We start from the raw sequence: 25,462 nt of genomic DNA, 5'->3' as shown, positions 1-25,462 counted from the left end.
GCATGGCCTTTCACCAGGGGCCCGTCACCTCATAGGCCTCATCCATGCCAGGCCACGGCGGCATGGTGACGCCCACGCAATGGAGCGGGCCATCGCCGTCATTGCGGAATTGGAAATGCGTGCCGGTCGGAATGGAAATGGAAAGGCCGGGGCGCAGCTCCACCACCTCCTCAGCCGCGCCAAGCTTCCGCCACATGCGGCCGGTGCCCTCGGTCACCAGCCACACTTCTTCAACGCTGCGGTGGGCCACCGCTTTGGAGATGGCCCCCGCTGGCAGCGTGAACTGCGCCATGCTGCCGCGCGCAGTGGCCGCCAGGATGCGCACCTCTGAGCCATCGGGCGCCATCACATCCGCCGCGAGGGAGCGCTGCTTGGTGACGAAGCTCATGCCATCAACTGCCCGCCATTCACCTCGATCACCTGACCCGTCACATAGCCAGATGCCTTGTCGCTTGCGAGGTAGAGGAAGGTTCCCGCGCAATCTTCCGCCGTCCCCAGGCGCTGCATGGGAATGGTCTTGCGCGTGGCCTCGCGCTTGGCCTCATCCGAGAACCGGTCATGAAACGAGGTGTGGATCGTACCGGGCGACACGCAGTTGACGCGGATGCCATGGCTCACCAGTTCCTTCGCCAGCGTCTTCGAGAACGCCGAGACGAAGGCCTTGGCCCCGGCATAGACGGCGCCGCCGGGGCTCGCACCATTGCGCGCGGCAATCGAGGTGACATTGATGATGTTGCCCGCCCCCTGCTCCTTCATCAGCTTCGCGGCAATGCGGCAGCAATGGATGAGCTGGCGGCAGTTCAGGTCGAACACCTTGTCGATGAAAGGATCATCGAGATCCGTCACCGGAATGCGGCCAACGAGGCTGCCGGCGTTGTTCAGCAGCACATCGATCCGCCCATGCTTCGCTATCGCTGCATCGATGAGCGTCTGGGGCGCGCCCTCCCCGGTCAGGTCGAGCTTCAGCGTGGTGATCCCCGCCTTCTCGATCGCCGCCAGCTCGGGCCCCCCACCCAGATATTGCGCGAAGACCTTTGCCCCGGCCGCCGCGAAGGCAAGCGACGCGGCCCCGCCAATGCCGGTGACACCGCCCGTGACCACCACGACTTTGTTTCTGAGATCTTCGTTCATGCTGGTCCCCCATGTCCCTTTGGTGGGCTTATGGCGCAATGGCCGCCAAATCAACAGGGGGCTCGATCAGCGGATGCGTGCAACGCCGCTCTTGCCATCATCGCGCACCCAGCGGATGCGGTTGTCTGCCATCTTCGTCACCGTGAAGCAGAAGGTGCGGCCATCATACCATTGCTGCCATTTCTGGCAGAGGCGTTTGCCATCCACCCACCAGCGCCCGCGGTCCTTAGGCGTCATGTATTTGCCAAGGCCTGCGGCTTCACCTGAGCCGTCCACCACGCCGCCGGGGCGGTAGGTGAGCGGAATTTCCCCCCCGAGCGGTACCGCCAGGTAAATGCGCTTGCCACTGACGAAGGATTTGAGCTGTTGGCCCGAGAGCGGCTCGGCCACGGCGGGCGCTGCCAGAACCGCGAGCGCCAGCAACACCATGGAGAACCGGAGCGGGTCCGGCTGCGTAAACCGAAGATGAAACTTCAACGGAAACCTCCCTGTCTGATCGGGCACATTACGCAGCTCTTCGTGCGGCGGACCGCATGACGGTACTTTTCGCGATCCTTCAGTTCCTGGCCTTCGATGCCGCCTGGTTTGCCTCCGTCTGGGGCGGGGCCAATGGCTGGCCGTGGCTGGGCCTGCTGCCGGCCCTTGGCGTTCTGGGCCTGCACCTCGCACTCAGCCGTGCCGTGCTGTGGGCGGAGGTGAAGCTCGCCTTCGCCATCGTGCTCTTCGGCATTCTGCTTGAAGCGGGGCTGATGGGTGCGGGCCTCATCCGCTACGCGGGCACGCAACCAGGGCAGATGCTGCCGCCGGTCTGGATCGTGGCGCTGTGGATCGGCTTTGCGAGCATCCCCAATGGCAGCCTCACCTGGCTCCGGGGGCGCATCAAACTGCAGATGCTGCTGGGCCTGCTCTTCGGCCCCCTCGCCTATTGGACCGGAGCCAAAATGGGTGCCGCCACCCTGGCGGACCCCACGGCCTTTGCCCTCCTCGGCATCGGCATCGCCTGGCTTCTGGCCTTCCCCACTCTCATGCTTCTGGCGGAAACCATCTCGCCGGGGCGTGTTTCACCCTCAGCGCCGTAACCCGAATTGTCGAAACCGCCTTCGCACCGTGGCCGCGTGTCTACCCATTTCAGCCGTCATCCCGGCGCAGGCCGGGATCCCGCTGCTGTCGCAACACCGGGTGATGCAAAGGCCGGTCTCCAGCAATTTTTGCGAGGCATGCTGAAGCAAAGCGGGTTTCCGGCCTTCGCCGGAATGACGGCAAGACAGGAACGCAAACATCGGCCTGATCACACTTGATGGCGCGTCTCTCTCGGCGCGCCTGCCCCTCACACCGCTGCGGCGGCTGGCGGGTCCTGCACCTTGTCGAGCGGGGCGGTGAGCGTCCAGTGCAGGCCATGCGGCGCAAAATCGAGCTTCGCCTCAGCTTCCAGCGATTGCGCGATGAGCCGCGTGAGAATGATGCCGCCGAGGCCCTGGCGCTGCGGTGGCGTCACGGGCGGGCCTCCCTCTTCCTGCCAATCCATGTCGAGGCGCGGGCCCTCGGGCCCCTCCTCCACCCGCCACGCCACCTTCACCTGGCCTTCGGCATTGGAAAGCGCCCCGAAGCGTCCGGCATTGGCGCAGAGCTCATGGATCGCCATGCCGATATTCTGAGCGGCGGCGGCATTGATGCGCAGCGGGGGGCCTGAAACCGCGATGCGCCATCCGACCAACTCCTTGAAGGGGGCCAGCTGCGCCAGCACGAGCTCGCGCAGGCTGATGCCCATCCACGCATCGCTGACCAGCAGATCATGGCTGGCGGAAAGGCCCTGCAGGCGCTCACTGAAACGCTGCGCGAAATCCGCGGGCTCGCCATAGGCCGCCGTCTGCCGCGCAACCGATTGGACGACGGCGAGCAGATTCTTGGAGCGGTGGTTCACCTCGCGCACCAGAAGCCTGATCTGCTCCTCCTGGCGCTTGCGCTCCGTCATGTCAGTGACGAGGGCCACAATGTTGACGGGCGTTCCAAGCCGGTCCCGCAGCAGCAGCACGAATTTGTGTACCCACACGCTGCGCCCGCTCTTGTGGACGGAGCGGTTGGAGATTTCGAAGAAGGGCACCTCCTGCGCCACCAGCCGTTTCACTTCGGCAAGATTGGCCGGGCGGTCATCCGGGTGAACAACCGTGGCGAAGGGCGCATTGCGCAGCTCCTCCAAGCTGTAGCCGAGGATCCGCTCATAGGCCGGATTGCACTGCAGGAAGTTGCCATTGATATCGGAGATCGAAATTCCGATGGGCGCATTCTCGAAGATGCCGCGGAAGCGCTCCTCGCTGGTCAGCAGCTGTTCCTCGAAGCGCTTGCGGGCGGAAATATCCGTTGCGGTGCCGAGGATCTTGCGGGGCTTGCCATCCGCCTTGCGTTCCAGCACGCGGTCACTGCTCAAGAGCCACACCCAGCTTCCGTCCTTCCGCCGCATCCGGTATTCGAGGTCAGGCGGGGCCACGTCCGGCTGGTCCAGCATCGCCTGAAAGCGTTCCGAAACGCGCGGAGCGTCATCAGGGTGCAGCAGCTCCACCATCATGCGGCTGCCCATCGCTGCGAACGCGTCAGGCTCATAGCCCAGCATGCTCCGGCATTGCGGGCTGATGAACACATTCTGCTCGGCTTCGAGATCATAGATGTATGTCAGTGCGGCCGCCGTCGAGATCAGCTGGTCGGTGAAGCGCTGCTGGCGCCGCAGATCTTCCGTGATGCGCTGGGATCTGGCGAGCGTCCGCTGCTGAATGTCGATTGCCGTGACGATGAAGGCACTGAATACCGCGAAGCTCAGCCAGGAGAGAACGTTGGTGGTGGTGAGCAGTGGCGGCGCAAAGAAGAAGAGCGATGTGGCGAGGCCCACGGCCAGTGCGATTGCGCCGAGCCTCCATCCTCCGGCGAGCGAACAGAAGAGCACCGCCGGGTAGAAGCTGATGAAAGGACCCGCGAGTGGGAAAAAGACCCGCACCGCCACGGCGGCCGCCATCACCAGGAGACAGGCGGCAACCGCCGCCGCTCCGTCAAGCCGCGGCAGCCGTGAGAGCCAGAGTTCGGGCGTCAAGCGTTACCTCAGGCCTTTTCCTTCCGCCGCCGTGCCAGGGCGCCGATGATGGAGGTGATGGCGGGCAGCACCAGTCCTGAAATCGCCGAACGGTCCAGCCCGCCCGAAAGCCCGCTGGCAAGGCCGCCCATCAACGGCGCGGACCGGATTTCGGTTTCAAGCGCGTCGGTTGCCATGTTGCGGATTTCTTCGGCAAGCGCCATCTCCGGCCCCGGCTTCAGCGTGGCGGCAAGCCCCAGGGCCGCGGCCGCAAGCGCGATGTTGATGAGGCCGAGGCCCACCGGCGTCCACACCGGTCCCCACAGCGGCCCCAGCCACGCGAACAGCCCGATGTTGACGAAGACCAATCCCAGCCCTGCGAACACCAGGGCGCAGGCCATGAAGGCGGTGCGCCGCATGGCGAAGGCGAGCTTCGCCTGGATCAGCAGCATTTCCCCCCGGATGATGAGGCGGATGTGGCGCGACAGATTGTTGAGATTCATGGTGTTCCGTTCCCTAATGTGACGTGAGGCGCCCGATCACGATGCCGAGCGCCAGCGCGCCGGCGACCGTGGCGACCGGATGGTCGGCAATCGTATCCTCGGCGTCTTCCAGCATCTGCTGCACCAGCCGGTTCAGATCGGCGATCTGCTCTCCGATGCCGGAGGAGGCCGCGGCCGCCGCCGGTTCACCTATGGGCGCTGCATGGGCCTGCCGGAGGCGTGACAGCTCCGCCTTGATCTCATCGAGTTCCGCCCGCAAGGTTTTTCCCGCCATTGCTATGTCCCTTCCGTATGTGCGTTGAACCATGGCGGGAATGGCACCGCCATTCCTTGACCTGCCGCAATTCGCACTGGGCAATGGTAATCGCTTTCACAACATTCGCCTGGAATTTAACGCGAAGCCATTGAAAACACTTTAACCCGCCTGTGGGAGGATCAATCATCGCAGGTGGCGGCCCGATCGGGGCCGAGGCATCACGCCGCCCCGCCCGGCCGGTTGAACCGGCATCTCCCCCCAAGGCTCCGCCAGGCGCTTGTGGCTGCGGCGCACCGCATCCCATCAGCGGCCGGCACGTTTCTCTGAACGAGGGCGGCATGACGGCACCCGTACAGACGGCAGCGCCTGCGCAGGCGGGCTTCAGGCCATCTTTTGTGGCAATGCCGGGGGACGGCCGCCTGCCACCCGGAAAGCTGACGGCCATTCTGAATTTCGCAACTGAGATCCATGGTTATCTCTCCGCCTGCACCGTGGGCGAGGGAAGCCCGCCGCAGCTTGCCGCCGCCTCCTCCCGTGCCGCCGCCCTGCTGGAGCTCACGCACTCGCTTCGCGCCGAGGAAGAGGCAGCCCTGGCCCGCGTGCCCGTCTGGGATCAGCACCGGCTCAAGGGGCTTCTCTCCGATGTGGGCACGAGCGGTGTCAAGGACCTGCTCCGCCTGTTCCAGGCAGACATGCCGCATCTCATTTCAGAAATCTCGTGCGCCCTGACGAATGGCGATGCCGGGGCGGCCGAGATCGGGCTTGCCGCCATCGAAGGTGCCGCCGCCAATCTCGGCCTCGCCGCCGTTGCAGCTGTGGCCGGGCATTTCCGCCAGCGCCCGCTGGACCCGTCCATTCCGCAGCGGCTCGCGCAGGAAATCGCGCGCGCCACATGCATTCCACCCACCAAGACGACCTCAAGGATCACTTGACCATGCAAGACAAGATCTCCGTCCTCATCGTCGATCACAACCGCACCAATCTGGCGCTCATGGACATGCTGCTGCGCAAGGTGCCGAACTGCTGCACCCAGCTTCAGACCGATCCCGCGGCCGTGATCGCCGGGCTCGGAGACCTCAGCTTCGACATCGCCATCTTCGCCGGCCACATGCCGCGGTTGAGCGGCTTCGAGTTGGCGCGGCAGGTGAAGGCCGAGGCGCAGTTCAAGTCCAAGCATATCCTGCTGACCGTGGACGATCCGGGAGATGCCACCAGGGCCGCGGCACTCGAGGCCGGCGCGTCGGACGTCATCCTGAGGCCGCTTGACCCCGTGGACTTCCGCTCGCGCATCAAGACCCTGGGCCGCATGGGCGATCTTCCGCCGCATCATGCTCAGGGGCATGAGGAGGCCGCCACGGCCTCGCCCGAAAGCTCGCCGCGCGAGGAAGAATTTCTGACCGTGCTGGTACACGTGGCAGGCCTCAAGGACCGTGAGACGCCGCTCCACAACGCCCGCGTGGCGCGCTACTGCACGATCCTCGCCAATCACTTGGGGATGCCCGAAAGCTTCTGCCGGGACATCCGCCTCGCGGCCCCGCTGCATGATGTCGGCAAGGCGGGCCTCAACGATGAACTGCTGCACAAGCGCGGCTTCCTCACGCCGGAGGAGCGCAAAGAGATGGAGCGGCACACCAAGCTGGGCCACGCCATGCTGTCATTGGGCAAATCGCCGATGTTCCGCATGGCAGCAGAGATTGCGCTCAGCCACCATGAACGATGGGATGGCGGCGGCTATCCGGACGGTCTCAAGGGCGATCAGATTCCGCTCGCCGCACGCATCGCCGCCGTGGCGGATGTGTTTGACGCGCTGACGAGCTTCCGCCCCTACAAGGCCTCATGGACCAAGACCAACGCCTTCAACTACCTGCGTGACAATGCCGGCGAGCAGTTCGACCCGAGTTGCGTTGCCGCCTTCACCAGCGGCCAGGACGAGGTTGAAGCCGTGCTCATGTCCATGCTGGACTTCGACGAGCAGGACTCGGCTGACGCCGCCTGAGCCTCAGGGCGCGGGTGCGAGGATGGTCTTCCAGTCCTTCTTCATGCTGATCACCTGCCAGCCCCGCGCCTTGGCCTCGTCCATGAGGGATTGCGAGAAGGCGCCGACATGCGTGTCCGGCAAGCCATTGGCCGGGCCATAGGCGAATTCGCGCACGGCATCGTCATGGAACACCAGAAGGCCCAGGCGCTTGCCGTCTCCCGCCGTCGTCCACTCCAGCATCTCGCGGTCGCCATCCGAATTGCCGAATGCGATCTGCGGGCGCTGGCCGATGAACAGGTTGATGCCCACGGCCTTCCCCGGGCCATCGTCCACAAAGAACACCTTTGGCTCACGGTAGAGCACGGGCTTCCCGTCTTCGATCTTGTAGGTGGTCACGATGCTGGACCCCACCACCTGTGACGGTGGGATTCCATAGGTGTCCTTGGCGAAATTGCGCACGAATTCCTGGCCGCCGCCCGTCACCAGATAGGTGCGGAAGCCATTGGCGCGCAGGTATTTCATGACCTCGAGGATCGGCACATAGGTGAGGGACGTGACAGGGCCACGCTTCAGCACCGGGTTCATCGAGCGGGGAAGCCAGTCCTGCACCAGCCTGTCGAATTCGGCGACGTCCATGGCGGAATGGGTGACGGCGATGATCTGCAGCCAGTCCTTTTCATCGAACTGGGCAATGGCCGTCCTGTCGCCCGCAAGCACGGATTTGAACGGCTCCTGGTCCTTCCATTCCGGGTGCTGCGGGGCCATGGCGGCGATGCGGTCGATGGCGAACAGCGCTTGCGGGTAGGCCGGGTGCTCAACCCAGCTTGTCCCGTCCTGATCGAAGGTCGCAACCCTGTCCTCAGGCGCCACGAAATCCGGCCCGCCCTCGGTCGTCACCGCGGTCACGAGATCGATCACCGCCTGCTTGGCCGGTCCGTCATTCCAGGCCGGCAGCGGGTCCTCGGCGCGGCACGTGCCGGCGCTCAAGACCAGGAAGCCAGCGGTTGCCAACACGGCGAGGCTGCGGATTGTCTTGTTCAACATGGTGTCACCTCTTCACAGGTGAGTAGCATGTTCCGGTGCGTCCGTGAACCGGGGGAGACCGGTTGCGCCGGATTGCAGATTGCTTGACAGGCCTTGGCCGCCGTTGTCTTGCTCTCCCGCAGCAATCACAGCCACCGGCAGGACATGAGCAAGTTTGGCGTTTCCCTATTGCACCGTTTCACGGCACCCTTGTCCGCAGCGGGGCTTGTGGCGGGTGCGCTGTTCTGGCTGGCGGCCCTCACACCGAGCCTCATCCCGCGCAACGGTTTGCTGCAGGGGGCTATTGCCGGGCTGTGTTTCGCCGTGGGTTATGGGCTGGCCGCAGGGGTCGCGCAGCTCTGGGTGTGGCTCGGACTTCCCGCGCCGGGCACGGGCCCGCTCCACTGGCTCCGGCGCGTCGCAGCGGTGGCGGCGGGTGTGATCGTCATCGCCGCGGCATTTTTCGCGGGCGGCTGGCAGAATGATGTGACGAAGGCCCTGGGGCTCCCCTCGGTTCCCGCCGGCTGGCCCTTTGTGCTACTGGCGGTCGGGGTGGCGCTGTTCATCGTGCTACTGATGATCGGCCGCTTCTTCGGAGCGCTGCGCGAGCTCTACCTGCTGCCCATGCGGCGGCTGCTGCCGATGCGCGCCGCCATCTTGCTGGCTTCGGTTCTGGCCCTGTGGAGCTTCTGGGCCATCGGCAATGGCGTGCTGCTGCAAGCGCTGCTGCGCGGCCTCGATTCGGCCTACCGCACGGTTGACGCCGTCATTCCAGCGGATGAGGCGCCGCCGAAGGATCCGCTGAAAACCGGAAGTGCCGCCTCCCTCCTCTCCTGGGAGGAGCTGGGCCGCGAAGGCCGCAGGCGCGTTCTCGCAGCACCCGATGCAGCCCAGATTACCGGGATCACCGGCAAACCCGCGGCCGAGCCTTTGCGCATCTATGTGGGCCTCAATTCCGCCCGCACACCGGAAGAGCGCGCCGCGCTGGCGCTGGCGGAAATGGAGCGCGTCGGCGCCTTCAGCCGCAAGCTCCTCGTCATCGCCACGCCCACCGGCACGGGCTGGGTGGATGAAGCCGCTATGATGCCGCTGGAAGTGATGCAGGGTGGCGATCTCGCCTCTGTCTCGGTCCAGTATTCCTATCTGCCGAGCTGGCTCACGCTGTTTGTGGACCCCGTCTATGGCGAGGACACGGCCCGCGCCGTGTTCGACGCGATCTACGGCCACTGGCGCAGCCTGCCAAAGGACAGCCGCCCGCGACTGTTCCTCTTCGGCCTCAGCCTGGGCTCCCTCAACTCGGATCTCGCGAGCGATGCCTTCGCCCTGCTGGGCGATCCCTTCGAAGGCGCCTTCTGGACCGGCCCGCCCTTTGCCAGCCGCACCTGGCCGCAGGTCACCGCCACGCGCCAGCAGGGCTCGCCTGCCTGGCTGCCGGTGGCGCGCAACAATTCCGTCTTCCGCTTCTTCACCGCGCAGGACCAGAGCCAGCTGCAGCAGCCCGGCTGGGGCCCCGTCAAGGTGCTCTATCTGCAATATCCGTCAGACCCCATCACCTTCTTCAAAACCGACATGTGGCGGCGCGAGCCGGACTGGATGAAGTCCCCGCGCGGGCCGGACGTGTCCCCCGCCCTCACCTGGATGCCGGCGATCAGCTTCATCCAGCTCGCCTTTGACCTGATGACCGCCACCACCGTTCCAAAGGGCCGCGGCCATGTGTTCGCCGCGAAAGACTACGCCGCAGGCTGGCAGGCCATCACCCAGCCCGAAGGCTTCGGCGAGGCCGAGATGAAAAAGCTCGAGGTGTGGCTGGATGGCCTGGGTCTTTGAGCGGGAGGTTGTAACTTGACCTCAACTCTGCGTGGTGCAAGATTGCAGCATTAGCGCAGGCATGGTGCTGCCCAGAGAATGAGTATGGTCAACGCTGCATCGTCAACGCACCCGCAGCCGTCACAAGTGGTGCAGCACCCCGGAATGGCTTTCGTCCCCGGCGGCGAGTTCCTCATGGGCTCGGACCACCACTACCCGGAGGAGAAGCCGGCGCATCCTGCGAAGGTTGATGGCTTCTGGATGGACATCAAGCCCGTTACCAACCGGGAGTTTCAGCGCTTCGTGGATGAGACGGGCTATGTGACCTTCGCCGAAATCCCGCCGGACCCGAAGGATTACCCCGGCATCTTGCCCGAAATGCTGCAGCCGGGCTCGCTGGTGTTCTCGCCCCCTTCCCATGCCGTTGACCTCCGGAACAACGCCAATTGGTGGGCCTTCCTGTTCGGCGCCAGCTGGCGCCATCCCTACGGCGCCGAAAGTTCAATCGAGGGCATTGAAGATCACCCCGCCGTCCACATCGTGCTGCGCGATGCGGAGGCCTATGCCGCATGGGCCGGCAAGTCCCTCCCGACGGAAGCCGAATGGGAGCGCGCGGCGCGTGGCGGCCTCGAATCGCAGGAATTCGCCTGGGGCAGCGAACTGGTGCCGGGCGGCCAGCATATGGCCAACACCTGGCAGGGCCATTTCCCCTATCAGAACCTCGCCGAGGATGGTTACACGCGCACCTCACCCGTGGGGAGTTATCCGGCCAATCCGTATGGCCTGTTCGACATGATCGGCAATGTCTGGGAATGGACGGTGGACTGGTATGCCCCCCAGCATGAGCAGGCGCAGAAGAGCTGCTGCATCCCCTCGAACCCGCGCGGCGGCAGCGAGCAGGCGAGCTATGATCCGCAGCAGCCGCAGTTCAGGATTCCGCGCAAGGTGGTGAAGGGCGGGTCACATCTTTGCGCGCCAAATTACTGCCGGCGCTACCGCCCCGCCGCCCGCCACGCCCAGCCGGTCGATACCTCGATGAGCCATGTGGGCTTCCGCTGCATCATCCGCAGTGGGGGGCCCTGAGCTTGGCACGCACAGCCACCCGAAATCAGGTCCTGCTGGCGCGGCTGGCGATCGTCCTCATCATCGGCTTCGCAGTCGCAGGCCTTGTCTGGCATGGGTTCAACGCCAGTGTCAGGGCACGCCTCCTGCAAAGCATCCTGGACAGGCCGGGCGGTCCCATGACGTTCCGCTTCATCCTGCAGCCGGTCATGGCCTCGATCCTCGCCGCCATCGATGGCTACAAGGATGCGAAGGCGGGTGCGGCCCCTTACTTCTGGTCGCTCGCGCGTGATCCGGCCCACAGCGGTGATGGGCTTTACGATGGGGTGATCGCCACGGCGCGCGTCCTCCTTCTGGGCCTGGCGATGGACGTCGCCTATCAGCTGATCGAGTTCAACAGCTTCTACCCTGGCGAGGCGGCTATCGTGGCGGTGCTGCTCGCCTTCCTTCCCTACCTGCTGCTGCGCGGCCCCTTTGCGCGGCTGGCGGAGCGGTGGCGCCGCCACTCCCAAGGGCACACCGGATGAGTGACGATCAGGAAACCGGCGAAACCGGGCGCTTCACCGTCCGTACCGTGGCGGAAACGCATTTTGCATGGATCCGCACCAGGCTGGCGGTGGAGCGCACCATCATGGCCTGGGTGCGCACCGCGGTCTCCCTCATCGCCTTCGGCTTCACCATCGTCCAGTTCTTCGACCGGCTGCAGCAGATGCCGGGAACCGCGCCGCCGCAATTCCCCTCAGCACCCCGCTATTTGGGCTTGTCGCTCATCTTCTGCGGTGTCGCGTCGCTCGTCATCGCGCTGTGGGAATACCGCTGGACCATCAATTATTTGTGGAGTGCGGACTACGCCAAGATCGCCGGCATGAAGAAGGAGGGCCGCAGCTCGCCCATCATCGCCGTCATTCTGGTCCTCATGCTCGTGGGAATATTTGCCTTCTTCACCGTTCTGCTGCGCCTGATCTGAACCACCAAACGAAAAACTGAAACCATTGGGAGACGACTGACATGACCAAGCCAAAGAGGCCGAACATCCTCGTGCTGTGGGGAGACGATATCGGCTGGTGGAACATCAGCTACAACAGCCGCGGCCAGATGGGCTACCGCACGCCCAATATTGACCGTGTCGCCAATGAGGGTGTGGCCTTCACCGATTACTATGGCCAGCAGAGCTGCACGGCGGGCCGCGCGGCCTTCCTCACCGGCCAGAACCCGATCCGCACCGGCCTCACCAAGGTCGGCATGCCGGGTGCCGATGTGGGCCTGCAGCCCGAAGACCCGACCATCGCAGAACTGCTGAAGCCGCTTGGCTACCGCACCGGCCAGTTCGGCAAGAACCATCTGGGTGACAAGGACAAGTTCCTGCCCACGGTGCACGGCTTTGATGAGTTCTTCGGCAATCTCTATCACCTCAACGCCGAGGAAGAGCCCGAGGATCCGGACTATCCGAAGAACCCCGAGTTCAAGAAGAATTTCGGCCCCCGCGGCGTTCTCCATTGCTGGGCGGACGGCAAGGGCGGCCAGAAGATCGAGGATACGGGCCCCCTCACCAAGAAGCGCATGGAAACCATTGACGATGAAGTGACCGAGCATGCGCTGCGCTTCATAAACGATGCGCACAAGGCCGATGAGCCCTTCTTCGTCTGGTACAACACCACCTCCATGCATTTCCGCACCCATTGCGCGGAAAAGCACAAGGGCAAGAGCGGCCAGGGTGACTACAATGACGTGATGGTGGCGCACGATGAAAACATCGGCCGCATGCTGGACCAGCTGGACGCGCTCGGCATCGCCGAAGACACGATCGTGATGTATTCAACCGACAACGGCGTTCACTACAACACCTGGCCGGATGCCGGCATCACGCCGTTCCGCTCCGAGAAGAACACCAATTGGGAAGGCGGCTGGCGTGTGCCAACCTTCATCCGCTGGCCCGCGCGCATCAAGGCGGGAACCGTGGTGAACGGCATCGTCTCCCATCAGGACTGCCTGACCACCTTCTTGGCCGCCGCCGGCGAGCCTGACATCAAGGAGAAGCTGCTCGCAGGCCACAAGATCGGGAACATGACCTACAAGGTCCATCTCGATGGCTTCAACATGCTCCCCTACCTCACGGGTGAAGTGAAGGAGAGCCCGCGCGAGAACTTCTTCTACATCAGCGATGACGGAGACATTCTCGCAATCCGCATGCAGGACTGGAAAGTGGTGCTGATGGAGCAGCGCGCCAAGACACTGCAATGCTGGTTCGAACCCTTCATCCATCTGCGCGCGCCCAAGATGTTCCACCTGAGGCGGGATCCATTCGAACGCGCCGACGAGAACTCGAACACCTATTGGGACTGGGTCATCAGCCACGCCTATATCGTCTATGCGATGCAGGCCGCCGTCTCCCAGCAGATTGCGAACTTCCAGAAGTTCCCGCCCCGCCAGAAGCCTGCCTCCTTCAATCTGGATGCCGTGCTCCGCACCCTGCAGGATGCAGGCGGCGGCGCCAATCACTAGAGCGGCGCGCGTTCAAGTGAGATCACCTCTCAACTCGCTCCGTCATGCCAGCGAAGGCTGGCATCCCGCTTTCTTTGTCGTAAATGCTGATACAAAGCGGGACCCTAGCCTTCGCTGGGGTGACGGAACGAATGAAGCATAGATCTTACGGTGATCTCAACTGACCGCTCGATGCTCTACGGCCCTCGCGCGGGAGAGCCATGATCTCTTGCGATTGGCGCATCACCGCGCTGGGCCTCCAGATTCCGCCGGTCTCCTCCTCTCCCCCAAGAAATTGAGGGAGAGGTCCGTTCCACGCGATATTGGTCTCGCGTAAAGCCCTTGCTGGGTTACGCCTTGACGCCGAAGAACCAGCCTACGCCAGCTGTAATTGCCATGGCTGCAGCGCCCCAGAAGAGAACACGCAGCGTTGCCGGCAAGATCTTTGCACCGCCTGCGTAGGCACCCAGCGCCCCCAGCCCCGCGAGAACGGCAAGTGTCACGGCAACCACAACAGCGATAATGTGCGCTTGAGGCGCCAGGACGGCCGCCGCGAGCGGAACGGCAGCCGCAATCGTGAATGTGAGGCCTGACGCAAATGCGGCCTGCAGCGGCTTCGCGGCATGCGCTTGGGACAGCCCCAGCTCCTCCCTCACATGCGCCTGAAGTGCGTCGTTGCCAGTCATTTCCCGGGCGACGAGGGCTGCCGTTTCAGGGGTCAATCCCCGGGAGACGAAGATTGACGTGAGTTCCCGCATTTCGGCGTCGGGCGTATCCTGCAGGGCCTGCCGTTCGCGCGCGATGTCAGCCGTCTCGATATCGGACTGTGAGCTGACCGAAACGTATTCGCCCGCCGCCATGGACATTGCGCCTGCCGCAAGTCCGGCAAATCCGGCAATGAGAATGGCTCCCGGCGAGGGATCGGCGGCAGCCACGCCAACGATCAGCGAAGACACCGAAACGACCCCGTCATTGGCGCCCAGAACAGCCGCACGCAGCCAACCGGACCGGTTGATGAAGTGCAGTTCCTTGTGGGCGGATTCGTATTTCAATTCCATTGGCTGGAGCCTTTGTCTTTCAGTGTTGCTGGTCAAGAGCGGCCCGGCATGGGGCTGAGGGATCACTCATCGCCTGTTTCGTGATGCCGAGAATGTTTCCCAGACTGTGAGGAAAGTTGCGGCAATCACCGGGCCCAGCACAAGGCCGTTGAGACCGAATAGCTGGAGTCCGCTGATCGTCGAGATCAACACGAGATAGCCGGGCATCTTCGTGTCCTTGCCGACGAGGATGGGCCGCGCCACATTGTCCACCAGGCCGATCACGAAGGTGCCGAAAGCAATCAGCAACAGCCCCTGCCAAATGTTTCCCGCCGCAAGAAGATAGATGGCGACAGGCAGCCAGACGATGGCAGCGCCAATGGCGGGCAGCAGGGACATGAAGGCCATCAGCACAGCCCAGAGAACCGGCGCATGTATCCCGAGAAACCAGAATATCACACCCCCCAGCCCCCCCTGCAGAATGGCGACGAGAATGTCTCCCTTCACCGTTGCGCGGACGACCGCTGCAAACTTGTCGATCAGGGCAAGCTGAAGGTCCGGCTGCAGCGGCACCGTCTTCTTGATCCGCCCGAACAGCCTTTCGCCATCGCGCAGCAGGAAGAAAAGAAGATACATCATGACGCCGAGATTGACGAAGAACTGCACCGTCCATTGGCCGATGCCGAGCACCTGGACGGCCAGGAACTGGCTTCCCTCCCGCAACCCGGTTGCGAGCCGTTGCTGAACCGCAGTGAGGCTTTCCACGTCGAAGCGGGTCATCAGATCCCGCATCCAGTGTGGCAACGCGTCCGCGACCTGCTGGAAATAGAGCCCGAAATCGAGCGTCCCCGCCTGCAGCGTTTCATAAAGGCCTGCCGCTTCACGCAAGAGGGCTGCAGCGACGATCCCCAGCGGAATCACCACAATGAAGACGATGATCAGCATGGTGGCGAGAGCCGCGGCGCCGTCGCTCTGCCAAAGCCGTGCCACCAGATAACGCTGTAGGGGAGCGAAGACGATTGCGAGCACGACACCCCACAAGATCGCCCCGCTGAGCGGCCAAAGAAGCCACGCGAAGGCAATCGATGCCAGCGCAACGAGAAGCAGGAAGGATCTGTCTTCAAGGGTGTTCAAACGGGTGACCTTCGCGCAGGGCAACGACACGCCGGAGCAAACCACATGATGGGGCCTGCCGCTTGGAAAGTTTCGGGCGTCCAGCACAAACAGGCGCATTGCGCTACTGCAAGTAGACGTCAAATGGAGTAAATTTTCATCCTCCAGACGCTAAATGGAAGAGAAGAGAGAATGAAGCCGATTGTTCGAAACGCACTGCTCATGCTGCTGCTGATCGCCGCCGGGTGGCTGCCCACCAGTGAATCCGCCGAGGCGCATTCCGGCCGGAACTGGACTGCGGGGGAGCGCAGCCGCTATTGCTCCGCCCAGGCCCAGCGCTATGCCAATCGCCATGCCCGCCGCACCACGGCGGCAGGCGCTCTTACCGGTGCCGCCATCGGCAATGTGGCCAGCGGCAACCGCAACCGTGGCCGCAACACCGGCCGTGGCGCGCTCATTGGCGGCAGCGCGGGGCTCATCACCTCGAACAGCCGCTGGAACAGCTACTACAACCGCTATTACCGGAACTGCGTCCGCTGGTAAGGGCTACTTGGCAAGCCTGATCCGCAATCCGCTCAGGTCGATTGAGGCCATCAGCCCGATCTGCTTGCCGGAAACTTCAAGCTCAACGCCGCGGGAATTGCGCAGCCTTGCCACGCTGCCACCGCCCGCGGCGGCAAGGCCTGCGCCAACCGCAGTGTAATTCCCCTGAATATCCCGCGCCTGGCGCAGGTTGCGCGCGCGGCCCACGAATTCCGCCGAAGCCGCGCCAATCGTGGCGCCGAAGCTCACGCCGCCGATGCTCAGCCGGTAACGCTGCCCCTGAAAAAACAGCGAGCCGCTGCCACCGCCCACACCGAAGATGAAGCCCGCCCGGGTGATGCGGAATTCGATCCGCCCGGACGCTGCTTCCGCCGGTGTCGCGAGCATGCCAAGCCCCGCTGCAGGCGCCACCAGTGCGGCCGCCATGCCGGTCAACAGCCGCCGGCGCTCAAGCTTGAAAGATGGACGATCGTTCTGAGCCATGGTTCTACCCCCTTGAGTCTGGTGCCAGATTGCAGATGGTTGAAGTCTGCACGTAGGGGAAGCTCTGATCAAGCAGAATTGGCGCGCCCTACGGGAGTCGAACCCGTCTTTACAACGTGAAAGGCTGTCGTCCTAACCGATAGACGAAGGGCGCCTCAATCTGAGTGGCCGCTCTATAAGGGGCTTCGAAGGGCTTGGCAAGCCTCACGAAACGCGTGCGGCATCCTCGATGTGGAGGGAGGGAACCCGCGCGCCGGACCAGTCGTCAACCGTCAGCCGCCCCACGATGTGAAGCGGCATCTGGCGCTCGGAGAGGAGCAATTCGCCAAGCTCCGTCCCCATGGACCGGAAGGCGATGGCCTTCAGCCTCTTGCCATCGGCCGAGGCCACTGTGCAGCGGATATGGTCGCTTCCCGCTGCATCGGCATAAAGCACCCGGTGCGCTGGAAACGCGAAGACGGGGGATGGGTGCCCCGTGCCATAGGGGCCCGCCTGCTCCAGAAGCTCGATCAGCTCCAGGCTCGCCGCACCCGCCGTCAGCGCCGCATCGATGGACAGCGCCCGGTCCTGGGCCGCCTCCACTTGCGCGCCAAGCCTTTCCTCCATGAAGGCGCGGAGGTCCCCCAGCCGCTCCTTCATGATCGTCAGGCCCGCCGCCATGGCATGCCCGCCGCCCTTGACGATCAGCCCCGATTCGAACGCCTCGCGCACCGCACTCCCCAGATCGACGCCGGGGATCGACCGGCCGGAGCCCGAGGCAAGCCGCCCCTGCCCGTCCTCCGCCAGCACGAAGCTCGGCAGATGGAACCGCTCCTTAAGCCGCGCCGCCGCAAGCCCGACGACACCCGGGTGCCAGCCCTTGCCCGAAACCACGAGAACCGTGCCGCGCCGCGCCTCCCCCAGCATGTTATCCGCCTGGATCATGGCCTGGTCGACGACGGCCAGCTCGATCTCCTGCCGCTCGCGGTTCAGCCGCTCGAGTTCCTGCGCAATCTGCGCCGCCTCGCCCCGGTCCTTTGTGGTCAGCAGCGTCAGCGCCAGCGCCGCATTGCCGATGCGCCCCGCGGCATTGATGCGCGGTCCCAGCAGATAGCCCAGCGCATGGGTATCGGGCTTCCGCTTCAGGCGGGAGACATCGGCCAGCGCCGCAACCCCTAAGTTCTCGCGCCTGGCCATGATCTTGAGCCCTTGCGTGACATAGGCCCGGTTCAGGCCCTTGAGCGGCACCACGTCACACACCGTGCCCAGGCTCACGAGCTCCAGCCATTGCAGCATGTTGGGCTCAGGCCGTTCCGCGCCATACCAGCCCCGCTGGCGCAGCAGCCGGTTCACCGCCGCGATGAAGATCATGGTGACGCCTGCCGCGCAGAGATAGCCCAGGCCCGACACATCGTCCTGTCGGTTCGGATTGATCACCGCATGGGCCTCGGGCAGCACTTCGCCCGCCTGGTGGTGATCGACGATGATGGTGGTAAGCCCCAGCTCCGCCGCGCGCGCCAGCGGGTCATGCGCCATCACCCCGCAATCGAGCGTCACCAGGATTTCTGCCCCTTGCGCCTTCAGCTGCTCCACAGCGCGTTCGGACGGGCCATAGCCTTCCGTCAGCCGGTCCGGAATATGCACGGCGCAGGAGGATCCAACAGCGCGCAGAAACAGCGTGAGGATCGCGGCGGAGGTCACGCCATCGACGTCATAATCCGCAATCACCCCAATCTTCTCGGACGCCATCACCGCATCCGCGAGCCGTGCGGAGCCCTTCTCCATGTCCTTGAGGGCGGAGGGCTGCGGCATCAGCGTGCGGATCGTCGGGTTGAGGAAGGCTTCCGCTTCATCAACGCCAACGCCGCGCGCCGCCAGCACGCGGCCCACGATTTCCGGCAATTCGTGGCGCTGCGAAATCGCCTCCGCGATGCGCGGGTCTTCAAGCCTCGCCTTCCAGCGCCGCCCGGTGGCCGAGCGCTCGACGTTCAGGAAGGCGCGCGGTTTAGTCTCGATGATCAAAGCCTCTCGATCCGGATCATGCGTGGGCGGCCCGCCACATGGCCGTCGGTTTCGATGCGGTCGAGGGCCGCGCGCATCGCACTTTCCACCGTATCATGGGTGATGAGGATGAAGGGTGCGGTGGCCCGCGCCTCGTCCTTCCCCGCCTTGCCGCGCTGGAAAATGCTTTCAAGCGAGATCTTCTCATCCGCCAGGATCTTCGCCACGGCGGCCACGGCACCGGGCTTGTCATGCAGCGTCAGCGCCACATAGAATCCGCCCTCATGCGCCTTGGGCGGTGCGGGCGTGTAAGGCCTGAGGTCACGCGCCGGAATGCCGAAAGCCGGCCGGAAATTGCCGCGCGCAATATCAACCACATCGGAGAGCACCGCGGAGGCCGTCGGGTGCGCGCCAGCACCCCGGCCCTCCAGCATCAGGTCGCCCACGAAATCGCCCTTCACCACCACCGCGTTGAACACCCCATCCGTATCCGCCGCGGGCGAACCCTTGGGGATGAGTGTGGGGTGCACGCGCTGCTCGATCCCCTGTTCGGAGGATATGGCAACACCGAGCAGCTTGATCTTGTAGCCCATGTCACTGGCCTGGGCGATGTCCTCCAGCGTGATCTGCTCGATCCCCTCGATGTCGATCGCCTTGAGGTTCGCCTCCACGCCGAAGGCGAGCGAGGTGAGCACGGCAAGCTTATGCGCCGTATCGAAGCCCCCCACGTCAAAGGTGGGGTCCGCCTCCGCATAGCCCAGGCCTTGCGCTTCTTTCAGCACATCGCCGAAGCTCCGGCCTTCATTGGCCATCTTGGTGAGGATGTAATTGCAGGTGCCGTTCATGATGCCGAACAGCTTGCCGACGCGGTTTCCCGCCAGCCCCTCGCGAATCGTCTTGACGATGGGAATGCCGCCCGCGACGGAGGCCTCGAAATTGAGGGCAACGCCCTTGTCTTCCGCCAGCCGCGCCAGCGCCGGGCCATGATGCGCCAGCAGCGCCTTATTGGCGGTAATCACATGCTTCCCCGCCCTGAGCGCCGCCTCAACGGCCCCCTTGGCCGGGTTTCCCTCGCCGCCGATCAGCTCCACGAACACATCGACGCCGGGGTCCACCGCCAGCGCGGCGGGATCATCATGCCAGGCGATCTTCGAGAGATCATGCCCCCGGTCCCTGGCCCTGTTCCGCGCCGAAACCGCCACCACCTCAACAGGCCGCCCGGCCCGCGCCGCAACCAGGCTCCCATGGCGGGCAAGAATGTCCAGCACCCCGCCGCCCACAGTCCCCAGCCCCGCAATCCCCAGCCGCAACGCCTGTGTCATGGTCCCGAACCCATCTCCCTCAACTGCCGCGTCTTATGGCGGCAGACGGGCGGGATGGCAAGGAAGGCGGGAGCACCTCCCCCAAAGCCGAATCCGAACCCCTGGCACCCCCACCCCTGCCCCTCCCCACAAGCGGGAGGGGCAGGGGTGGGGGGCCACGTCGCACATACCGCTGCCAACATCCCGAAGTCTCACCTCCCCCGGGCTTGACCCGGGGGCCCTTTTCCCGTCACCAGAAAGGATGCGCGGATCAAGTCCGCGCAAGGTGAGAAGGGAGTGTCACTACAAGTCCCTCACCCCAACCCTCTCCCCCACATGCGTGGGGACGAGGGGGAAAAGGAGTTGACGCCATTGGCCATTCCCTTCTCCCGTTGCAAAGCAATGGGAGAAGGTGCCCGAAGGGCGGATGAGGGCCTCTCTCCACGAGTCCCGATGCCGGAAACGGCCCTCATCGCGCGCCACCTTCTCCCATTTACTATTGAGTGTGAGTGTTTTCAGCCCTTGAAGATGTTCTCTCTGTGAAACTTCAAAAACTGAGGGTGAGGCCGTAACCGAAAGTCCTCGGGCACGAGCAGGTGGCCGGAAGGATGAAGCAAACGAGCAACTTCGTCCGGCACCGCACCCTTTGCCTTAAGAATCTTGAAGTCGTCATCGATCGAGAGCAGCCCACGATCGAACATCCAGTGCACTGTGGACGATAATGCGACACCGTTTCTCGGTGAGTCCGGCCCATCCTTGGCGACAGGCCTGATGTGGGCCGCTTGTGCTTCGGCTCTTCCTCCACCGTTGATGATGCGTAGGCCCGTCATCGCGCAACGCTTGTCATAAGCTTCCTGAATCTGCCTCGCGAAGATGGCATCGCGGAAAGGCCTCATGACCGTCAATTCGACGATAGGACGCGCTTGGGACACTGGAGGTTCGGAAAATCCACTCCCCACCTCTGCACCAGGAGTCACTATGGGCAGTTCGGCAGCAAATCCGGCTCTCAGTATTAGATTGAATTCTTCGTCAGGCATATTCCGGACGGCCCGTTGTGCTGACCCGGCATTTGTGCGTCCGTCCAACCCCTTCATTGCGGTTTCGTAGAACATCGGCCCCTCGCGAAAGGGAACCGCTCTATCGAACGGCAGATAGCTATCCACATAGGCATAGAAGTGGTCGGACCGCAGCGGATCAACCTGCACATTGGTTACCCTTGCGACCGCAAAGTAAGACAGTCTCCCACCGCGGCTCAAAACATCCGCTGTTGAGCGCCTGGGTTCATAATAAACAATCCAGTCACCCACAGTCTTTTGGACTTGGTTCAAGTACATTCGAGGGAAGTGGTATCGGCTCTCAGGAAGGTCGTCGTAACCGGGGGTCACCTTCGTCTGAAAGACACCTTTCAAGGCCCACTCCCGTCAACTTGAAATTCATGCCGGCAAATCTGACTTTCGCATCGACAGGCTATGATTGAAGTATGATTGTGTTGGCGTACCCCCTTCGTCAAGGGGCTGTTAGTTGTAAAAACTTCGACTAGGCCATTCCCTTCTCCCGTTGCGGAACGCAATGGGAGAAGGTGCCCGAAGGGCGGATGAGGGCCTCTCTCCACGAGTCCCGATGCCGAAAGCAGCCCTCATCCGTCGCTGCGCGCCACCTTCTCCCATCGGCTGCGCCGACGGGAGAAGGGAAGACACCAGAAATTTTACTTGACTTTATTCCTACCCTATGCTAACCACCTCCCACTCCCCCCAATCGGGGTCCTGCTCATGACGGTGAGCTCGGGCGGGGTGGAGGGCAGGCCTGCGGGTGGGGCGTAACGTGTGCCACACTCCCGGGGGCTGAAGGAGGGACCCGGAGGCATTAAGACCTCCGCGCCGAGAGGCACGCCGGGCCGTCCGAGGGACTGCCGGGTAAGCTTCCTCCCCAAAGCCTAAAAACCTGCCGGATCGCGGGCGCTGCCCAGCGCTCCTACCGCTGGTCCTTCACCGGATCAGCACACCGCGCCGGGCAGCGCCCGCGCCTCCCATTCATCCGCGAGGGGCAAATGGCCACCCTCACAAAGGAGAACGCATGTGCACAAATCTCTACGGCATTGCAGCATCATGACCCCCTCCCCCTCCGCATTACCAATTTGCCTTTCCGCCAGCGCGCTTTACAGTTCCGCCATATTCGCCCTTCATTGAGCAGGCCATGTCAGAGAAGCCGCAGGTTCCATCCCAATATACCCTCGCTGACCCTGTGCAGTTTGCGCAGAACATGGCGAAGGTGTTCGAGCAGGCGGCGGCAATCGCCCGCATGGTGGCGGAGCGGCCGCAGCCCGCACTGCAGGAGGCCGAAACCCAGCTCACCCCCGTGGAGCAGGTGTCAAAGACGCTGGGGGCCGTGGCGCAGGCCTATGCCAATGATCCGCAGAAGCTGATGGATGCCCAGATGCAGCTGTGGAATTCCTATGGGCAGCTCTGGCAGAATGCCTGGGCAAAGGTGCTGGGCCAGCAAACGGCACCCGTGGCCGAGCCCGCCCGCAACGACAAGCGCTTCCGGGACAAGGACTGGCAGGAAAACTCGATCTTCGATTTCCTCAAGCAGTTCTACTTGATCTCCGCCAACTGGGCGCAGGAGATGGTGAAGAACGCCGATGGGGTGGACGAGCATACCAAGCGCAAGGCGCGCTTCTATGTGGAGCAGATAGCCAACGCCGTCTCGCCCACCAATTTCGCCGTCACCAATCCGGAAGTGCTGCGCACCACCTTGGCCAGCAATGGCGCCAATCTGATCGAGGGCCTGAAGCACCTGCAGGAAGACATGCAGACGCCGGACGGCCGCCTCCGCATCAAGCAGACGGACATGACGGCCTTCGAAATCGGCCGCAACATTGCGATGACACCGGGCAAGGTCGTCTTCCGGAACGAGACCTTCGAGCTCATCCAATATGCCCCCACCCAAGCCGAGACCTACGCCTATCCGCTGGTGATCTTTCCGCCCTGGATCAACAAGTTCTACATCCTCGATCTCAACGCCAAGAAGAGCTTCGTCAAATGGGCGGTGGACCAGGGGCTCACCGTCTTCATCGTCTCCTGGGTCAATGCGGATGAGGCCCAGGCGCGGAAAAGCTTCTCGGACTATATGCGCGAAGGCTTCCTTGAGGCGGTACAGGCCGCACTCGATGCCACGGGGGCGGAGAAGGTCAATGTCATCGGCTACTGCATCGGCGGAACGCTCACCGCCGCCTCGCTCGGCTGGATGGCGGCGCAAAATGATAAGCGCGTCAATGCCGCCACCTTTTTCACCACCCAGGTCGATTTCGAAAAGGCGGGAGACCTGCTCGTCTATGTGGACGAAGAGCAGGTGAAGTGGATCGAAGGCCGCATGAAGGACAAGGGCTATCTTCCCGGCACCCGCATGGCGGATGCCTTCAACCTGCTGCGCTCCAATGATCTGATCTGGTCCTACGTCGTCAACAACTACATGCTCGGCAAGGAGCCGATGCCGTTTGACCTGCTCTACTGGAACGCCGATTCCACCCGCATGCCGGCCGGTGTGCATTCCTTCTACCTGCGCGAATGCTACATGGCCAACAAGCTGGCCCAGGGCAAGATGGTGCTGGACAATGTCCGGATCGATCTGAAGAAGGTGAAGATGCCGGTCTACAATCTGGCCGCGCGGGAAGATCACATCGCGCCCCTGGCCTCGGTCTTCCGGGTCGGGCGCTATTTCGGCGGCCCCACCCGGCTCGTGGTGTCAGGGTCTGGCCACATCGCAGGCGTCGTCAACCCGCCCGAGGCCAACAAATATCAGTACTGGACCAATGAGAAAGGTGCACCCACGCTCGAGGCCTGGCTCGAGACCGCCACCGAGCATCAGGGCTCCTGGTGGCCGGATTGGGCCCGCTGGATGTCGGACAAGTCCGGCCCCAAGGTGAAGGCCCCCGTGCCTGGCAGCGGCAGGCTCGCGATCATCGAAGACGCCCCCGGCTCCTATGTGCGCGTCAAGGCGGAGTAATGGTTTGACCATGGTCAAGGCAGTTCGCGGAGAAGTCGCTAAGCTCGGATCCATGCGAATCATCACCGCCCTGGCCCTCCTCCTCCTCACCGCCCTTCCCGCCGCTGCTGCGGATGATCTGGCCGCCAGCATTGCCGAAGGCAAGCGTCTGGCCACCATCAACTGCGCGCGCTGCCACAATCTTGAAGCCGCGGGCGAAAGCCCGTTGACCGATGCGCCCCCCTTCCGGGACGTCGCCAAGGATTATGACCGCGAGGAACTGATCGACAGCTTCATGGAGGGCCTCGCCGTCCGCCACCCGCTGATGCCGGACTGGGACGTGACGGAGCCTCAGGCCACCGCCCTCACGGATTTCGTGCTGAGCCTCGGCAACGGCCAGGCCAAGACGGCTGATGATGCCGTCTCCCAGGGAATCGAGCTGCTCCGCGCCAATTGCGCGCGCTGCCATGCGATCGATGCCACCAGCCTCTCGCCCGAGCCCAAGGCGCCGCCCTTCCGGGACGTCGTCAAGAAATACGATCCCGATGCGCTGGAGGAAGCCCTCGCCGAGGGGATCGTCACCGGCCACAACAACATGCCCGAATTCGCCTTCGACCCGGACCAGGTGACGGCGATCATCGCCTATCTCGATACGCTCAAAGCCCAATAAAAAAAGGGCTGCATCGCTGCAGCCCTTCAAAAAAGCAGAATGAATTCTGCCGGTACTTAGCGCTTCGAGAACTGGAAGCTGCGGCGGGCCTTCGGGTGGCCGTACTTCTTGCGCTCGACCATGCGGGGGTCACGCGTGAGGAAGCCGGCCTTCTTGAGGGCGCCCCGAAGCTCGGGCTCGAAATAGGTGAGCGCGCGGGCAAGACCATGGCGAACCGCACCGGCCTGGCCCGAGAGGCCACCACCGGACACGGTGCAGATGATGTCGAACTCGGTGGCGCGGTTGGCGGTCACCAGCGGCTGCTGCACGAGCATGCGCAGAACCGAACGGGCGAAATAGGTCTCGATCGGCTTGCCGTTGACCGTGATCTGGCCTTTGCCGCGCTTGATCCACACACGCGAGGTGGCGTTCTTGCGGCGGCCCGTGGCGTAAGCACGGCCGAGGGCATCGATCTTCGGCTTGGCAGGTGCGGCCGGGGCCGTGCTGCCCGGAGCAGCAGCGAGCCCCATGGCCTGGCCGAGGTCTGCGAGGGATTTACGTTCAGCCATGATCAGCCTCTCACCGCATTCTTGGGGTTCATTGCCTTGATGTCCAGCGGCGCCGGGTTCTGAGCATCATGCGGATGCGTGGAACCGGAATAGATCTTGAGATGCGTCATCTGCTGGCGCTTCAGGGGGCCGCCCGGCATCATGCGCTTGACGGCGAGTTCGAGCACGCGCTCGGGGAACTTGCCTTCAAGGATCTTGCCGGCATTGCGCTCCTTGATGCCACCCGGATAGCCCGTGTGGTGGAAGTAGCTCTTCTGCTCTTTCTTCTTGCCGGTGAAGTGAATCTTCTCGGCATTGATCACGACAACATGGTCGCCGCAATCCATATGGGGAGTGAAGGTTGGCTTATGCTTGCCGCGCAGACGGTTGGCGATGATAGCGGCAACGCGCCCGACGACGAGGCCTTCGGCGTCAATCAGCACCCAGTCCTTCACGATGTCCTTGGCTTTCGCCGAATAGGTTGTCATCCGATTGTCTCTGGTGTTACGGGGTCAAAGATAAAGGGCGC

Annotated in this window: 26 protein-coding genes and 1 tRNA gene; 11 read left to right on the top strand and 16 right to left on the bottom strand. The window is 63.6% G+C overall.

Annotated elements, in window-relative coordinates; translation table 11 throughout:
* Window positions 1–10: 10 nt before the first annotated feature.
* From ACO06F_RS19240 to ACO06F_RS19230, 3 genes are all read right to left on the bottom strand, one after another.
* Window positions 11–388, bottom strand: coding sequence for a cupin domain-containing protein (locus ACO06F_RS19240; protein WP_421694341.1), 378 nt, complete (start codon window positions 386–388; stop codon window positions 11–13).
* Complete coding sequence (locus ACO06F_RS19235; protein ID WP_421694340.1) at window positions 385–1,131, bottom strand: SDR family NAD(P)-dependent oxidoreductase; 747 nt, start codon at window positions 1,129–1,131, stop codon at window positions 385–387. The genes ACO06F_RS19240 and ACO06F_RS19235 overlap by 4 nt, the downstream gene beginning before the upstream one ends.
* A gap of 66 nt (window positions 1,132–1,197) precedes the next feature.
* Window positions 1,198–1,608: a hypothetical protein gene (locus tag ACO06F_RS19230; RefSeq protein WP_421694339.1), complete on the bottom strand. Its 411-nt coding sequence runs from the start codon at window positions 1,606–1,608 to the stop codon at window positions 1,198–1,200.
* A 56-nt stretch (window positions 1,609–1,664) separates the two neighbouring features.
* Here ACO06F_RS19230 and ACO06F_RS19225 point away from each other — a divergent pair, with 56 nt between their 5' ends.
* Window positions 1,665–2,210 carry a DUF2878 domain-containing protein gene (locus ACO06F_RS19225; RefSeq protein WP_421694338.1) on the top strand — a complete coding sequence of 182 codons (546 nt, stop codon included), beginning with the start codon at window positions 1,665–1,667 and terminating at the stop codon, window positions 2,208–2,210.
* A 248-nt stretch (window positions 2,211–2,458) separates the two neighbouring features.
* On the opposite strand, the gene ACO06F_RS19220 is transcribed toward ACO06F_RS19225, so the two are convergent.
* Genes ACO06F_RS19220 through ACO06F_RS19210 form a run of 3 tightly spaced genes read right to left on the bottom strand, consistent with a single transcriptional unit; the run spans window position 2,459 to window position 4,966 of the window.
* Window positions 2,459–4,210 carry a PAS domain S-box protein gene (locus ACO06F_RS19220; RefSeq protein ID WP_421694337.1) on the bottom strand — a complete coding sequence of 584 codons (1,752 nt, stop codon included), beginning with the start codon at window positions 4,208–4,210 and terminating at the stop codon, window positions 2,459–2,461.
* Window positions 4,211–4,218: 8 nt separating this feature from the next.
* Window positions 4,219–4,692 (bottom strand): hypothetical protein, encoded by a 474-nt coding sequence (locus ACO06F_RS19215; protein WP_421694336.1) that lies wholly within the window; start codon window positions 4,690–4,692, stop codon window positions 4,219–4,221.
* Window positions 4,693–4,705: 13 nt separating this feature from the next.
* Window positions 4,706–4,966 (bottom strand): hypothetical protein, encoded by a 261-nt coding sequence (locus ACO06F_RS19210; protein ID WP_421694335.1) that lies wholly within the window; start codon window positions 4,964–4,966, stop codon window positions 4,706–4,708.
* A 320-nt stretch (window positions 4,967–5,286) separates the two neighbouring features.
* Here ACO06F_RS19210 and ACO06F_RS19205 point away from each other — a divergent pair, with 320 nt between their 5' ends.
* Entirely contained in the window at window positions 5,287–5,880 is a 594-nt protein-coding gene (locus ACO06F_RS19205; protein WP_421694334.1) for an Hpt domain-containing protein, read from the top strand.
* Between the two features lie 2 nt (window positions 5,881–5,882).
* Entirely contained in the window at window positions 5,883–6,944 is a 1,062-nt protein-coding gene (locus tag ACO06F_RS19200) for an HD domain-containing phosphohydrolase (protein WP_421694333.1), read from the top strand.
* 3 nt (window positions 6,945–6,947) lie between these two features.
* Here the strand turns inward: ACO06F_RS19200 and ACO06F_RS19195 are convergent, their stop codons facing one another.
* Complete coding sequence (locus tag ACO06F_RS19195) at window positions 6,948–7,970, bottom strand: HAD family hydrolase (RefSeq protein WP_421694332.1); 1,023 nt, start codon at window positions 7,968–7,970, stop codon at window positions 6,948–6,950.
* Window positions 7,971–8,114: 144 nt separating this feature from the next.
* Between ACO06F_RS19195 and ACO06F_RS19190 the strand changes: the two genes are divergently transcribed.
* The 5 genes from ACO06F_RS19190 (at window position 8,115) to ACO06F_RS19170 (ending at window position 13,319) form a co-directional block, all read left to right on the top strand.
* Window positions 8,115–9,776, top strand: a complete 1,662-nt coding sequence (locus ACO06F_RS19190) for an alpha/beta hydrolase (protein ID WP_421694331.1) — start codon at window positions 8,115–8,117, stop codon at window positions 9,774–9,776.
* A gap of 144 nt (window positions 9,777–9,920) precedes the next feature.
* Complete coding sequence (locus tag ACO06F_RS19185; RefSeq protein ID WP_421694330.1) at window positions 9,921–10,838, top strand: formylglycine-generating enzyme family protein; 918 nt, start codon at window positions 9,921–9,923, stop codon at window positions 10,836–10,838.
* Window positions 10,839–10,840: 2 nt separating this feature from the next.
* On the top strand, window positions 10,841–11,344 hold the full coding sequence (locus tag ACO06F_RS19180; RefSeq protein WP_421694329.1) for a hypothetical protein: 504 nt from the start codon (window positions 10,841–10,843) through the stop codon (window positions 11,342–11,344).
* Window positions 11,341–11,784, top strand: coding sequence for a YidH family protein (locus ACO06F_RS19175; RefSeq protein WP_421694328.1), 444 nt, complete (start codon window positions 11,341–11,343; stop codon window positions 11,782–11,784). The genes ACO06F_RS19180 and ACO06F_RS19175 overlap by 4 nt, the downstream gene beginning before the upstream one ends.
* A gap of 41 nt (window positions 11,785–11,825) precedes the next feature.
* Window positions 11,826–13,319, top strand: coding sequence for an arylsulfatase (locus ACO06F_RS19170; protein ID WP_421694327.1), 1,494 nt, complete (start codon window positions 11,826–11,828; stop codon window positions 13,317–13,319).
* 329 nt (window positions 13,320–13,648) lie between these two features.
* Here ACO06F_RS19170 and ACO06F_RS19165 read toward each other — a convergent pair whose 3' ends face one another.
* Window positions 13,649–14,356, bottom strand: coding sequence for a VIT1/CCC1 transporter family protein (locus tag ACO06F_RS19165; RefSeq protein WP_421694326.1), 708 nt, complete (start codon window positions 14,354–14,356; stop codon window positions 13,649–13,651).
* A 66-nt stretch (window positions 14,357–14,422) separates the two neighbouring features.
* Window positions 14,423–15,469: an AI-2E family transporter gene (locus tag ACO06F_RS19160; protein ID WP_421694325.1), complete on the bottom strand. Its 1,047-nt coding sequence runs from the start codon at window positions 15,467–15,469 to the stop codon at window positions 14,423–14,425.
* Between the two features lie 171 nt (window positions 15,470–15,640).
* Here ACO06F_RS19160 and ACO06F_RS19155 point away from each other — a divergent pair, with 171 nt between their 5' ends.
* Window positions 15,641–15,991: a hypothetical protein gene (locus ACO06F_RS19155; protein ID WP_421694324.1), complete on the top strand. Its 351-nt coding sequence runs from the start codon at window positions 15,641–15,643 to the stop codon at window positions 15,989–15,991.
* A 3-nt stretch (window positions 15,992–15,994) separates the two neighbouring features.
* Here ACO06F_RS19155 and ACO06F_RS19150 read toward each other — a convergent pair whose 3' ends face one another.
* The 5 genes from ACO06F_RS19150 to ACO06F_RS19130 form a co-directional block, all read right to left on the bottom strand.
* Window positions 15,995–16,474, bottom strand: coding sequence for a hypothetical protein (locus ACO06F_RS19150; protein WP_421694323.1), 480 nt, complete (start codon window positions 16,472–16,474; stop codon window positions 15,995–15,997).
* Window positions 16,475–16,553: 79 nt separating this feature from the next.
* Window positions 16,554–16,628: transfer RNA gene (locus ACO06F_RS19145), tRNA-Glu, on the bottom strand.
* A 50-nt stretch (window positions 16,629–16,678) separates the two neighbouring features.
* Window positions 16,679–18,475, bottom strand: a complete 1,797-nt coding sequence (recJ, locus tag ACO06F_RS19140; RefSeq protein WP_421694322.1) for a single-stranded-DNA-specific exonuclease RecJ — start codon at window positions 18,473–18,475, stop codon at window positions 16,679–16,681.
* Window positions 18,472–19,776 (bottom strand): homoserine dehydrogenase, encoded by a 1,305-nt coding sequence (locus tag ACO06F_RS19135; RefSeq protein WP_421694321.1) that lies wholly within the window; start codon window positions 19,774–19,776, stop codon window positions 18,472–18,474. The genes recJ and ACO06F_RS19135 overlap by 4 nt, the downstream gene beginning before the upstream one ends.
* Before the next feature lie 494 nt (window positions 19,777–20,270).
* Complete coding sequence (locus ACO06F_RS19130; RefSeq protein ID WP_421694320.1) at window positions 20,271–21,164, bottom strand: HNH endonuclease; 894 nt, start codon at window positions 21,162–21,164, stop codon at window positions 20,271–20,273.
* Window positions 21,165–21,948: 784 nt separating this feature from the next.
* Between ACO06F_RS19130 and ACO06F_RS19125 the strand changes: the two genes are divergently transcribed.
* Together ACO06F_RS19125 and ACO06F_RS19120 are read left to right on the top strand one after the other, a co-directional pair.
* Window positions 21,949–23,757 carry a PHA/PHB synthase family protein gene (locus ACO06F_RS19125; protein ID WP_421694319.1) on the top strand — a complete coding sequence of 603 codons (1,809 nt, stop codon included), beginning with the start codon at window positions 21,949–21,951 and terminating at the stop codon, window positions 23,755–23,757.
* A 52-nt stretch (window positions 23,758–23,809) separates the two neighbouring features.
* Entirely contained in the window at window positions 23,810–24,406 is a 597-nt protein-coding gene (locus ACO06F_RS19120) for a c-type cytochrome (RefSeq protein ID WP_421694318.1), read from the top strand.
* A gap of 56 nt (window positions 24,407–24,462) precedes the next feature.
* On the opposite strand, the gene rpsI is transcribed toward ACO06F_RS19120, so the two are convergent.
* Both rpsI and rplM read right to left on the bottom strand, forming a co-directional pair.
* Window positions 24,463–24,954: a 30S ribosomal protein S9 gene (gene rpsI, locus ACO06F_RS19115; RefSeq protein ID WP_421694317.1), complete on the bottom strand. Its 492-nt coding sequence runs from the start codon at window positions 24,952–24,954 to the stop codon at window positions 24,463–24,465.
* 2 nt (window positions 24,955–24,956) lie between these two features.
* The gene (gene rplM, locus ACO06F_RS19110; RefSeq protein WP_421694316.1) at window positions 24,957–25,421 is read right to left on the bottom strand and encodes a 50S ribosomal protein L13; all 465 of its coding nucleotides are present in this window, start codon (window positions 25,419–25,421) and stop codon (window positions 24,957–24,959) included.
* Window positions 25,422–25,462: the final 41 nt, after the last annotated feature.

Origin of the sequence: Aestuariivirga sp. (genome assembly GCF_965227715.1) — a bacterium.
In the GTDB taxonomy this organism is placed as follows: Bacteria; Pseudomonadota; Alphaproteobacteria; order Rhizobiales; family Aestuariivirgaceae; genus Aestuariivirga.
Note: the sequence above shows the minus strand (reverse complement) of the source record. Positions and strands in the feature narration are given on the sequence as shown.